Origin of the sequence: Methylocystis sp. SB2, assembly GCF_049817085.1 — a bacterium.
In the GTDB taxonomy this organism is placed as follows: Bacteria; Pseudomonadota; Alphaproteobacteria; order Rhizobiales; family Beijerinckiaceae; genus Methylocystis; species Methylocystis rosea.
Genome location: NZ_CP187401.1, coordinates 833403 through 845526, shown reverse-complemented (window position 1 = coordinate 845526; position 12124 = coordinate 833403). Strand labels below are relative to the sequence as shown.

Sequence of the window (12124 nt, the reverse complement as noted above, 5' to 3'; positions counted from 1 at the left end):
CCATGCGGCGCGCCAGCGGAAGAGCATTCCCGAACCGCAACCCGTCTCGGCTAAGCTTCGACGGAAACGTCCGCTCTGGATCAAAATCGTGAACCGCTGGGCGATGGCGGCGCCGCTTACGCGGCGCGATTTCAGTCGCTTGTGCGGGAGGACCAGGTCGCGTGCGAGACGCCGTCGAGGGCGGCAAGCGCCTCGACCACCGCGTCAAGCTGTTCGCCCGTCGCGCTCGACGTCGCCAGCGTCGCGACGATCTCGACGTCGTCTTCGCGTTCGTTCTCGGCGATGTCCTGAATCGGATAAGAGGCGGCTTCGAGCCGCTCGATCAAAGTGTCCCGAATGGCGTCGCGTCGGGCGCCGCTCGCCGTGACGCGGACGTCATAGATCGCTTCCGTCGCGGTTTCGTCGATCGGCGTGCGTTCGATCAGACGCACGAGCGGTCGAAGAACCGTGTTGCCAGCGAGCACGAAACCCGCGAGCAATAGGGCCTCCGCCGGGCGATCGGCGCCGGCGAAGCCGCCGGTCACCGCCGAGCACCAGACGGTCGCCGCCGTGCTCAGTCCGCGGATATTCATGCCTTCCTTGATGATCACGCCAGCGCCGAGAAAGCCGACGCCCGACGCCACATAGGCCAGCACCTGGGTCGCGCCCTGATTGCCCATGAGCCGCATGCCGAGATCGACGAAAGCGGACGCGCCGAGCGCGACGAGAGCGTTAATCCGCAATCCGGCGGTGCGCTGCCGATACTGGCGCTCCGCGCCGATCGCGGTCCCCAGAACGAACGCCACAAGCAGCGACACAAACGTATTGAGAATTTCCGCGCCGTCGAAATTTGCAATGGCGTTCATGGCCTAGATCCATCAGCGTTCCGCTGCTCGGCTTATAGAAGGCCGGGCAAAGCTTGTCGCTGCCGACGCCGGGGTCTCGAATGTTGACCCTGAGGCGACGCTCCTGTATGAAGACTGCGCTGCGCCGCAGCATGAGGCGCTCCAGCCGCGTAGGTTGACGTTTTCGTCGACGAGCTGTCGAGCGCCCCCTTTTCCCACGCCGAGGCCCGTTACGCGGGGCCGACTCTTTTTTGGTCCTGAGCTGGCGCTCTCCTCGCCGGTCCTCGTGGCTCGAATCGACAAATGAAAGCAACAACTGAAGTGATGACATTCTCCGATCTCGGCTTGAACGAGATCCTGCTCCGCGCGCTTGAGCGCGAAGGCTACACCACGCCCACCCCGGTCCAGTCGCAGGCGATTCCTGCGCTGCTGCAAGGTCGCGACCTTCTCGGCGTGGCCCAGACCGGCACCGGCAAGACGGCGGCTTTCGCTCTGCCGATCCTGCACCGGCTGCTGGCCGATAAGCGGCGCCCGGCGCCCAACACGGCGCGCGCGCTGATTCTCGCGCCGACACGCGAACTCGCGGCGCAGATCGCCGATAGTTTCCGCTCTTACGGCCATTTCTTTCGCCCGAGCGTCGGCGTCATCGTCGGCGGCGTGTCGCATCGTCCGCAAAATGAAATGCTGGCGCGCGGCCTCGACGTTCTGGTGGCGACGCCTGGGCGTCTGCTCGACCATCTCGGCAGCGGCCGTTTGAAGCTCGGGACGACCGAGGTGCTCGTTCTCGACGAAGCCGACCATATGCTCGATCTCGGATTTATCGTTCCGATCCGCCAGATCGTCGCGAAATTGCCGAAGCAACGGCAAACGTTGCTGTTCTCGGCGACAATGCCGCGCGAGATCTCCGCGCTCGCGGACGATATGCTGCGCGATCCGACGAAAGTTTCGGTGACGCCGGCGGCGACCACCGCCGAGCGTGTCGCGCAACATGTCTATCTGGTCTCGGGCGGCGCCAAGCGCGACCTTCTCGTCGAACTGCTGAACGACCGCGAGATTTCGCGCGCGATCGTGTTTACGCGCACCAAGCGCGGCGCCGATCGCGTCGCGCAGCATCTGGAGAGCGCCGGCGTCGGCGCCGATGCGATCCACGGCAACAAGAGCCAAAGCCAGCGCCTGCGCGCCCTCGACGGCTTTCGCAAGGGCCGCACGCGGGTGCTTGTCGCGACCGATATCGCCGCGCGCGGCATCGACGTCGACGGCGTGACGCATGTCGTCAATTTCGAATTGCCGGAAGTCGCGGAAGCCTATGTGCATCGCATCGGCCGTACTGCGCGAGCGGGCGCGACCGGCCAGGCGATTTCGCTTTGCGACAATGGCGAGCGGCCGTTGCTGCGCGCGATCGAAAAGCTGACGCGTCAGACGCTCGAATTCACTGACCGGCGCGCCGAAGGCGCCCGCCAGGATGACGGCGACTCCGCGCGCCCCGCGCCCAAGAGGCCGAATTCGCCGTCGCCGCATCGAAACGGCGCGCAGCATCCGCGTCGCGAGGGACAGCGTCCCGCCGCGAAGCGACCGGGCGCCTCTTTCAATGGACAGAAGCGCCCCGCAAATGGCGGCGCGCGTCACAAGCAGGCGAACCGTCCGCAGGGATAACGCTATAGTCATGGCCGCTTCGAATCGAGGGCGGCCATGATCTACGATCTTCTCATTGTCGGCGGCGGGATCAACGGCTGCGCCATCGCCCGCGACGCCGCCGGCCGCGGCCTTGCCGTCAGGCTCGTCGAGCAGGGCGATCTCGCGCAAGGCACGTCGTCCGCCTCGACGAAGCTCATCCATGGCGGTCTGCGCTATCTCGAGCTCTATGAATTTCGCCTCGTGCATGAAGCGCTTGCCGAACGCGAACTGCTGCTCGCCGCCGCGCCGCACATCATCTGGCCCTTAAAATTCGTTCTGCCCTATGAAAAAGGGCTGCGGCCCGTCTGGCTGCTGCGTCTCGGACTTTTCATTTACGACCACCTCGCGCGCCGCAAGCGCCTCGAAGCCTCCCACATGGTGACGCTTTCGCAGGATGCGCTCGGCGCGCCGCTACGCGACGCTTACCGCGTCGGCTTCACTTACGCCGATTGCTGGGTGGATGATTCGCGCCTCGTCGTGTTGAACGCGCGCGACGCGGCGGAACGCGGCGCGACGATCAACGTCGGGTCAAGGCTCGTTCACGCCGAACGGCGCAGCGACCGCTGGTGCGCGACGCTTGCGGACGGCGAGACGATTCAAACGCGCGCGCTGGTCAACGCCGCCGGCCCCTGGGTGTCGCAGGTGATCGAAGACGCGCTGCGCATCCCTTCGCGCAAACATGTGCGGCTTGTGAAAGGCTCGCATCTGGTTGTGCGCAAGCTTTTCGAAGGTCCGCAAGCCTATATTTTGCAAAACCCCGACGGCCGCATCGTTTTCGCCATCCCCTATGAGCGGGACTTCACGCTGGTCGGCACGACCGACGTTTCCTATGACGGCGCTCCTGGCGCCGTGGCGATCAGCGACGCAGAGACGGACTATCTGCTCAATTCGCTCAATCATTTCTTGCGCGTTCCAGCGACCCGCGACGACATTGCGTCGAGCTACGCCGGGCTTCGGCCGCTCTACGACGACGGGGCGCTGAAAGCTTCGGTCGTGACGCGCGACTACGCTTTCGATCTCGATGCGCCGGAAGATTCGGCGCCGTCGCTATCGATCTTTGGCGGCAAGATCACCACGGCGCGCCGGCTCGCAGAACATGCGCTGAGCGAACTCTCGCGCTTTCTTCCCGCGCACGGCGAGGCCTGGACGGCGGACGCGATCTTTCCCGGCGGCGACATGCCGGAGGGCTTCGACAGCTTTCTTGCCGATCTCAAACGCGACAAGCCCTTTTTAGGAGATGCGTTGGCGCTGCGCCTTGCGCGCGCCTATGGAACGCGAATCTTCGAGATATTGAAGGATGCGCGCGCGTTGAGCGATCTTGGCCGTGATTTCGGCTGCGGCCTCACCGAGGCGGAGATCGCCTATCTGCGCGAAGAGGAATGGGCGCGCACGGCTGACGACATTCTCTGGCGCCGCTCCAAGCTCGGGCTTCATGTGAGCGACGCGCAGCAGAGAACGCTGCGGGAGTTCATCGGCGCCTGACAATTTCCGCGCGTCATGGCCGCGCTTGTCGCGGCCATCCACGCGTCGCCGTCGCGGTCCTGTGACGATCGCTCCGCGATGTCCTGGCGTGGATGGCCGGCACAAGGCCGGCCATGACGTCTTTGGACGGCCTACCGAATTCCTTCACTCCCCAAGCGCCGCATGCGACTCATTCACCGATGCGCCGCCGTCGATCACGCTTTTCGCCAATCCCGGCGCGGCGAGTGCGATATTTTCGACAAAGAAGCGGGCGAGCGCGGCGTAGCGCGCCGCATTCGGATCGGCTTCGCGCTGCTCGCGCCTCGCGCCCTTGACGAGCAGCGTCGCGCCGCGGGCCAACGCGAAGAGACGCAGATAGGGCGACGCGCCGGCGAGCGCGCCGGCGAGTTCGGCTTTCGTCAAAAATGCGCTCGCCTGCGCCAGCGCCTCGACGGTCTCGCGCAACGCCTCGCGCGCGACATCGGCTTCGCCGGCGATGGCGCGCATGTCGTCGATCTCGCGCGCGAGCGCCACGCCGTCGCCGCCGCGGATCTTGCGCGTCACGAGATCAATCGCCTGAATGCCGTTCGTGCCTTCGTAGATGGCGCAGATGCGCGCGTCGCGCATCAGCTGGGCGACGCCGGTCTCCTCGATATAGCCCATGCCGCCGAAGACCTGCACGGCGAGCGACGTCGTCTCATTGGCGATATCGGTCGAAAACGCTTTGGCGACGGGCGTCAGGAGAGAGGCGCGTTCATGCGCCGCCGCCGCGCGTGCGGGATCGCTTTCGCGATGCGCGCGATCAATCGCGGCGGCCGTCTCGTAGCAGATCGCCCGCGCCGCCGCTGTTGAGCTCGCCATGGTCAGCAGCATGCGCGCGACGTCCGGATGCTCGATGATCGCGCTCGTCTCCTTGTCGCCGGGGGCGCGCCCCTGCTTGCGCTCGCGCGCGTATCCGAGCGCCATTTGCGTCGCACGCTCGGCCAGCGCCACGCCTTGCAGTCCCACCGACAGGCGCGCGTTGTTCATCATGGTGAACATGCAGGCGAGGCCCTTGTTCTCCTCGCCGATGAGATAAGCGACAGCGCCGTCTTCATCGCCATAGATCATGGTGCAGGTCGGTGAACCATGGATACCGAGCTTGTGTTCGATGCCGGCGCACCGCACATCGTTGCGGCGCGTGAAGCCGCCCGTTTCGTCGGGCAGGAATTTCGGCGCCAGGAACAGCGAAATGCCGCGCGTGCCGGGAGGAGCGTCGGGAAGGCGCGCCAGGACGAGATGCACGATGTTCGGCGCAAGATCGTGCTCGCCATAGGTGATGAAGATCTTCTGGCCGAAGAGACGATAGGAGCCGCCGGGCGCGCGTTCGGCGCGCGTGCGCATCAAACCGAGATCGGAGCCGGCGCTGGGCTCGGTGAGATTCATCGTCGCGGTCCATTCGCCGCTGACGATCTTGCGCAGATAGACGTCCTTCAGCGCGTCGCTCGCATGCGCCTCCATCGCCTCGATCGCGCCATGGCCAAGCAGCGGGCAGACGGCGAACGCCATATTGGCGGCGTTCCAGATCTCCGTGCAGCCGGCGTTGAGCAGGGCAGGGAGATCCAGCCCGCCATAGTTCTCGCCGGCCGCGATGGCGTTCCAGCCGCCATCCTGCCATTGCGCATAGGCTTCACGCCAGCCGGGAGGCGTCGTGACGGCGCCATTGGCGTATGTCGCGCCCACGCGATCGCCGATCTGATCGAGCGGCAGCAGAACCTGTTCGGCGAATTTGGCCGCCTCGGCCAGCGTCTGTTCGGCGACGCCGTCGGCGAGATCGCGGTAGACGCCGTCCGCCTCGATCGCGCCTTCGCCGGCCGCGAGGCGAAGCGCAAAAACAATGTCGTCGAGCGGCGCGCGGTAGGTCATCCGATTTTCTCCAATCCGAATCGTTGCACGGAATCTAGCGCGCCAGCGCGAATGCGCGGGCCATCTCCTCCATGTGCGTCAAAACGCATATTTCGCCGCATGGGTCGGGCATTCGCAGAAGTATGGGGAAGAAATGGAAATTCAATTATGAGGAGCGGGCGGCGGCGGCGCGCGTGGCGCATCAGGAAATCGGCCGCACATTCGCGCGACTCAAGAATCGCAATGACGAGAAAGATCCCGCGACGATCGCCTGGAAGGCGGCGATCGCCCGCTTTCGTGACGCATTACGCCTCGCCTATCCGGGTGATTTCGGAGAGGATCTCGAACGACTGAAAGCAGGCGACGCGCGTGGACTCGAGGGCGTGATTCGCTTTCTTGAAGCCGATCCGATGTTTTTCGGCTCTGGCTACGCCAAGGCCGATCTCATTCGTTTCATCAACCGCATGGCGCTGACCGAGCATCAGGCGAAGCGCCTGCGCGCGGTGGCTCTTGCGATCGTCGACCGGCGCGCGTCGCAGGAATTTCGGCGTTATTGCCGACTGGCCGCAAAGGTCAATCACCCAGGCTTGCGAGAGGAGCTGCGGAGTCGAGCGGCGTGCGGCGATCCCGCCGTTGCGCGGCGCGCGCGCTGGATGCTCGCCTATGTCGAATCGCCGCCTTGCGCGAGGCGCGCCGGCCGGTAAAATCGGCGGATCGTCAATTCGGCGGATCCGAGGGACAAATGCCGCTTTTCGCCTACCGCTGCAGTGACTGCGCGCATCAGTTCGAGACTCTGTCGCGTTTCGACGAGACCCCCGAGTGCCCCGCGTGCGGCGGCGCCCATGTCGAGCGCCAGTTGTCGCTCATCGCGCGACCCGCCGCAGGCGGAGAGTCCGGGGACAGCTGCGCCGCCATGATGGGCGGTTCGCCCTGTCCGAGTTGCCCGGCGTTAGCGGGACAGGTGTGACCTCCGCGGCGGCGACTCTACTCGGGGCGCGTCGCCTAGTCGTTCCAGCCAACGGAATTGAGTTCGAGGTTTTCGAGGCCGGCGCGGGCGATCGGCTCGCGCTGCTCCTGCACGGCTTTCCCCAGCACGCCGTCATGTGGCGTCATCTCATCGGACCGCTCGCCGCCGCCGGATATCGCGTTTGGGCGGTCAATCAGCGCGGCTATGGCGCCACAACGCGCCCCGTGGAGAAAGACGCCTATTCCCTCGAGGCGCTGACAGCCGACGTCGCCGGATTGATCGACGCCGCCAATCCCGCCTCGGTCTCGCTTGTCGGCCATGACTGGGGCGGCTTCGTCGCCTGGGTCGTCGCCATTCGCAAGCTGCGGCCGATCGACGCTCTCGTCGTTCTGAATATACCGCACCCCCTGTGCTTCCGGCGCGCTCTCGAACAGGAATGGCGACAGAAGCTGAAGTCCGCCTATGCGGCCTTCTTTCAGCTGCCCTGGCTGCCTGAACGAATGCTGTCCGCGCGGCGCGGCGCCGGCGCCGCGTGGCTGATGCAAAGGGCCGCAGGCCGGGACGGCGTCTTCTCAAAAGAGGCGATGGACATCTACCGCGCCAATGTCGCGGCGCCGGGCGCCGCCAGCGCTATGCTCAATTGGTATCGCGCCGCCGGACGTGACATTCTGGCGGCGGAAGACCTCGAGGCGCCGATAGATGCGCCGACGCTTGTGGTCTGGGGGATGCAGGATGTGGCGCTTGGCGAGTCCTGTCTTGACGGCACGGAATGCTATGTTCGCGATCTCCGGATCGAACGGCTGCCAGACGTGTCGCATTGGACGCCCGAAGACGCGCCGGAAAAAGTTAACGAGCTGATTTTGGGCTTTGTTTAAAATATTCGTCCCTTGCGGACGCAAAAAGCAGCGCGTCGGGGCCGGTAACGGTTGACTTGGCGCGCTGGCGTGGGAATCTGTTCAATGGTCCCGGACCCTGCGTCCGGCGGTAGCTGTTTTGCGCCTTTGGCTCAGCGGCCGGCTTTTGACCAAGAGAAGGAGTTGATCCATTCGCCGTCCAATGAAGAGCATCGCAGCCCCCCAGAAGGAAGGGCCGCGCATCAATCGGGAAATTCGCGCGCGAGAAGTGCAGCTAATCGATTCCGAGGGGAAAAATCACGGCGTCATCCAATTGCCGGACGCGCTGGGCATCGCCGAAGCGGCGGGACTCGATCTCGTCGAGATCGCGCCCAATTCCACGCCCCCCGTCTGCAAAATTCTTGATTACGGGCGTTTTCGCTTCGCCGAGCAAAAGAAGGCCGCCGAGGCCCGCAAAAAACAGAAAGTCGTCGAGGTTAAGGAAATAAAGCTTCGGCCCGGCATCGACGACCATGATTACGGCGTGAAAATGAAAGCCGTGCGCCGCTTCTTCGAAGAAGGCGACAAGGTCAAGGTCACTCTTCGCTTTCGCGGCCGCGAAATCGCGCATCAGGACATTGGCTATCGGCTTTTGTCCCGCGTGAAGGCTGAAACCGCCACGCTGGCCAAGGTCGAACTCGAACCGTCCATGGAAGGACGGCAGATGGTGATGGTGCTGGCGCCTCGATAGCGCGCGTCTCGCCGCAAGGGCAGGGCCGGGCTGCGGCCGAGGGGTGGCGATCGCTATGTGTCAATCTTGGTTTCGCACTCTGACCGCGCGTCGCGCTTGCGTTCTCGGCGTGGCGGCGGTGATTGCTGTGGGCGTCGCGCCGGCCAGAGCGCAGCTTGTGCTCCCGGGGGCGGTCGCCCCGACTCCCGAAGGGACGGTCGCCAGTCCCACAAAGAAAAGAAGCGTCGGCGGCGAGATGGGAGCGGCCGCAGGGCCGGCCATTATGCCCAAGGCGCCCGCCGAAGACGCGATCGTCGGAAAAATCATCAAACGCGACGGCGAGGGCAGCGCCATAGAATTCTCCCGCGCCGGAGCGGACCTGCAGGTCGCCAAGCTCACGCTCGTTGGGGATGATTTGCGGCGCTCCGGCGAAGCCTGCCGAGTTGAAGTGGCAGGAACGCCGTTGAAGCTCACGGCCCGCCAGAGCGAGACCGGATTGCGGCGCTATCAGATCGCATTTCCAGCCTGCGCCTTCACATTCGACGTTCTCGACGGCGCGATTCTCGTCACCAACGAGGGCAAGGCCTGTGAACTGAAGGACGCCGGTTGCCGCGCTGATCCCGAGGGTCTCTGGGGCATGAGCGCGGATGAAATCGACCCCAAGAAGGGCGAAGAGATGCTCGGCGCCCGCGCGCGCGTCGAGAAGACGTTACGAAGCACGTTCCGCGCGCTTTACGATCAGTACAAGAAGGAAAAAGCCATCCGCAACTTCATTGTGAAGGAGCAGGCGGGCTTCTCCTCCTGGCGCGAGGAAGTGTGCCGGTCCTATGCGCGCGAGCCGGATTTCGGCTATTGCGCCTTGAGACTGACGGAAGCCCGCGCCATCGCGCTTGGCGCGCAGCTCGCCACTGGCGTCAAACTGCCGCCTGGGGTGGTCGAAGAGGCCGCGGCGGAGAACACGAAGAAGGACGAGAAGAAATAGTCGCGGCGCCGACCATCGCCAGACTAACGCATTGTCAGCCGCCCCTACGCATCAACATGCCGCGGCCTGGATCATAAGCGAGTATGGCCGCCACCAGGAACGCGCTCGTGTAGGTGAAGACAATCGCGAGCGAGGTCCACTCGACTTTTTCGTAGAAGGCGAAGCGGATCAGTTCGACCGCATGCGTGAACGGATTGACCTCGCACAAATAATAGAGCCAGGGGCTCGACTCCTTCACGCGCCACAGCGGATAGAGCGCGGAGGAGGCGAAGAACATCGGAAAAATCACGAAATTCATCACGCCGGCGAAGTTTTCAAGCTGTTTGATCAGCGATGACAGCAGCATGCCGAGCGCGCCGAGCATCAGGCCGCTGAGCGCGAGCGCCGGCAGCAGGGTCAGATAGCCCCATTTTGTCGGCGGCTCGATCTCCCAGAAATAGGCGATCACCAGGAAGGCGTAGACCTGCAGTATCGAGACGGCGACGCCCGCCAGAAGTTTGGAGCCGAGCAGAAACCAGCGTGGAAAGGGCGAGACGAGCAGCGTGCGCATACTGCCCATTTCGCGGTCGTAGACCATCGAGAGCGAGGACTGCATGCCGTTGAACAGCTGGATCATCGCCATCAGGCCGGGCGCGATATAGACCTCGTAGAGAACGTAAGTTTCGTAAGGCGGGATGATCGAAACGCCGAGCACCTGCCGGAAGCCCGCCGCGAAAATAAAGAGCCAGACGAGCGGGCGCACCAGCGCCGAGACGAAGCGTTCGCGCTGATGCAGAAAGCGCAGGCCCTCGCGCCAGACGACTCCCGAGAGACAGATGAGATATTGGCGAAGGGTGAAGCCTCTCGGCGCAGCAATTTCGCTCATGCCGAAAGCTTCTCCTGACCGATCCCGGCGATGCGCGCGAACGCGTCGCCAATGGTCGCCGCGCCCTGCGCCGCGACGATCTCCCGCGCCCGGTCGGTCGCGAGCACCTTGCCTTGATGCAGAATCACCACCTGATCATCGTCGGCGATCTCGTCGACAAGATGCGTGGTCCACAAAACGCCGAGATGTTGATCGCGCACCAGACCGCGGACGAGTGCGAGGAGATCGGCGCGCGCCTTGATGTCGAGCCCGACGGTTGGCTCATCGAGCAGCAGCAGCCGCGGATCATGCAGCAGCGCGCGGGCGATTTCGACGCGGCGCATCTGTCCGCCCGACAAGGAGCGGGCCTTGTCCTTGGCGCGGTCGGCGAGGCCCGCACGCGCCAGCGCCGCCTGTCCGAGGCGGCGGGCGTTGATCGGGCCAATACCGTGCAGTGCCGCGTGGTAGAGGAGATTTTGCATCACGCTGAGTTCGAGATCCAGCGTGCGCGCCTGAAAGACGACGCCAAGCTGGCGCAGCGCTGCGCCGGGCTCGCGCATGACATTGTGGCCGAAGATCTCAATCTCGCCTTGGCGCGCTGCATAGAGCCGTGTGACTAGCGAAAACAGCGTGCTTTTGCCCGCGCCGTTCAATCCAAGCAGCACCGTGAAACTGCCGGCCGGAACGGAAAAGCTGACGTCGTCGAGCGCCTTGCGCGCCCCATAGAAGTGGCTGACATTTTTGATCGCGAGCGCGTCGGTCATTGCGGCGCTCCGACAGGATTGTCATTCCCGGCATTCGCGACGCGAATGACCGGGAATCCAGAGCCACGGCCAACAGCGCCGATCGCGGCTCTGGATTCCCGATCGCGCTCCGCGCGTCGGGAATGACAGGCGGGAAGGTTCACACTCATTGGGGCGCCACGACGACGCCCCAGGGGAAGGCCCCGACCGGAATCGATTTCACCACTTTGAGCGATGCGACGTCGATCACCGAGACGTCGTTTGAGACGCCATTGGCGGTGAGCAGATATTTTTCGTCGGGCGTGAAAGCGAGGTGCCAGACGCGCTGACCAACGAGCAGATATTTTTCGACTTTTTTCGTCTCGGCGTCGATCACGGCGAGGCGATTGGCTGGCCCCAGCGCGACGAAGGCGCGTTTTCCGTCACGCGTGAATGAAATGCCGATCGGCTGGATCGCTTCTTTCGACATCGCCGGAATGTCGAAGCTGATCTTCTGCTTCAACACACGTTTCGCGGGATCGATGATTGCGACGGTGCCCCCGACTTCGGACGAAACCCAAAGCTCCGACCCATCCTGCTTGAACTCGGCGAAACGTGGCCGCGCATCGACGAGAATATTCGCGACGATCTGTTTCGACTGCGTGTCGATCAGATGCGCCATATTGGTCGTTTCCGAGGTGTTGACGAGCAGCTTGCCGTCGGGACTGATCGCCATGCCCTCGGGTTCAACCCCGACGGGAATGTCGCCGATCATTTCTTTCTTCTTCACGTCTATGAGCGTGACGAGATTGTCGTTTTCATTCGAGACATAAATCACGTCGCCATCAGGACTGAGCGCCAGAAGCTCGGGATCCGGGCCCGAGGGCAGCTTGCCGGTGACCTTGAGCGTTTTCGTGTCGAGCACTTGAATGGCGTCGTCGTCGCCGGCGCAGATATAGAGTTCTGAGCCGTCCTTGTTGAGCGCAATGCCGCGCGGGCGTCGGCCGACCTTCACGGTCGCTGTCGCTTCCAGCTTGTCCGTATCGAGGACGGTGATGGAATTGCCCTTCTCGTTGCTGACGTACGCCTTATAGGCGTGGGCGGGCGCGATCAAAGTTGCGAGCAGCGCCGCGACCCACAACCCCCTCCCTGTCCCTCCCCCGCTTCGCGGGAGAGGGGACGCTAACGATCGGCGTTTCGCGA

12 protein-coding genes are annotated in these 12124 nt (G+C 64.1%); 7 read left to right on the top strand and 5 right to left on the bottom strand.

Annotated features, from left to right (window positions below):
• Positions 1-131 precede the first annotated feature (131 nt).
• Complete coding sequence (locus tag ACPS74_RS04335) at positions 132-845, bottom strand: MgtC/SapB family protein (protein WP_029650159.1); 714 nt, start codon at positions 843-845, stop codon at positions 132-134.
• A 282-nt stretch (positions 846-1127) separates the two neighbouring features.
• On the opposite strand from ACPS74_RS04335, the gene ACPS74_RS04330 reads away from it, so the two are divergent.
• Positions 1128-2477 carry a DEAD/DEAH box helicase gene (locus ACPS74_RS04330; protein ID WP_036241763.1) on the top strand — a complete coding sequence of 450 codons (1350 nt, stop codon included), beginning with the start codon at positions 1128-1130 and terminating at the stop codon, positions 2475-2477.
• 36 nt (positions 2478-2513) lie between these two features.
• Positions 2514-3980, top strand: coding sequence for a glycerol-3-phosphate dehydrogenase (gene glpD / locus ACPS74_RS04325; RefSeq protein WP_029650155.1), 1467 nt, complete (start codon positions 2514-2516; stop codon positions 3978-3980).
• Between the two features lie 144 nt (positions 3981-4124).
• On the opposite strand, the gene ACPS74_RS04320 is transcribed toward glpD, so the two are convergent.
• On the bottom strand, positions 4125-5864 hold the full coding sequence (locus ACPS74_RS04320) for an acyl-CoA dehydrogenase (RefSeq protein ID WP_029650153.1): 1740 nt from the start codon (positions 5862-5864) through the stop codon (positions 4125-4127).
• 122 nt (positions 5865-5986) lie between these two features.
• Here ACPS74_RS04320 and ACPS74_RS04315 point away from each other — a divergent pair, with 122 nt between their 5' ends.
• From ACPS74_RS04315 to ACPS74_RS04295, 5 genes are all read left to right on the top strand, one after another.
• The gene (locus tag ACPS74_RS04315) at positions 5987-6547 is read left to right on the top strand and encodes a hypothetical protein (RefSeq protein ID WP_051381754.1); all 561 of its coding nucleotides are present in this window, start codon (positions 5987-5989) and stop codon (positions 6545-6547) included.
• Positions 6548-6585: 38 nt separating this feature from the next.
• Positions 6586-6810 (top strand): FmdB family zinc ribbon protein, encoded by a 225-nt coding sequence (locus ACPS74_RS04310; protein ID WP_029650147.1) that lies wholly within the window; start codon positions 6586-6588, stop codon positions 6808-6810.
• Positions 6807-7685, top strand: coding sequence for an alpha/beta fold hydrolase (locus tag ACPS74_RS04305; protein WP_029650144.1), 879 nt, complete (start codon positions 6807-6809; stop codon positions 7683-7685). Before ACPS74_RS04310 ends, ACPS74_RS04305 begins: the two co-directional genes overlap by 4 nt.
• 181 nt (positions 7686-7866) lie before the next feature.
• On the top strand, positions 7867-8394 hold the full coding sequence (infC, locus tag ACPS74_RS04300; protein ID WP_018408763.1) for a translation initiation factor IF-3: 528 nt from the start codon (positions 7867-7869) through the stop codon (positions 8392-8394).
• Between the two features lie 262 nt (positions 8395-8656).
• Positions 8657-9355, top strand: a complete 699-nt coding sequence (locus tag ACPS74_RS04295; protein ID WP_244471422.1) for a hypothetical protein — start codon at positions 8657-8659, stop codon at positions 9353-9355.
• Between the two features lie 34 nt (positions 9356-9389).
• Here ACPS74_RS04295 and ACPS74_RS04290 read toward each other — a convergent pair whose 3' ends face one another.
• From ACPS74_RS04290 to ACPS74_RS04280, 3 genes are all read right to left on the bottom strand, one after another.
• Positions 9390-10220 (bottom strand): ABC transporter permease, encoded by an 831-nt coding sequence (locus tag ACPS74_RS04290; RefSeq protein WP_029650139.1) that lies wholly within the window; start codon positions 10218-10220, stop codon positions 9390-9392.
• A complete protein-coding gene (locus tag ACPS74_RS04285; protein WP_029650137.1) occupies positions 10217-10963 on the bottom strand; it encodes an ATP-binding cassette domain-containing protein in 747 nt (248 codons plus the stop codon). Before ACPS74_RS04285 ends, ACPS74_RS04290 begins: the two co-directional genes overlap by 4 nt.
• Before the next feature lie 145 nt (positions 10964-11108).
• The gene (locus ACPS74_RS04280; RefSeq protein WP_029650135.1) at positions 11109-12062 is read right to left on the bottom strand and encodes a YVTN family beta-propeller repeat protein; all 954 of its coding nucleotides are present in this window, start codon (positions 12060-12062) and stop codon (positions 11109-11111) included.
• Positions 12063-12124: the final 62 nt, after the last annotated feature.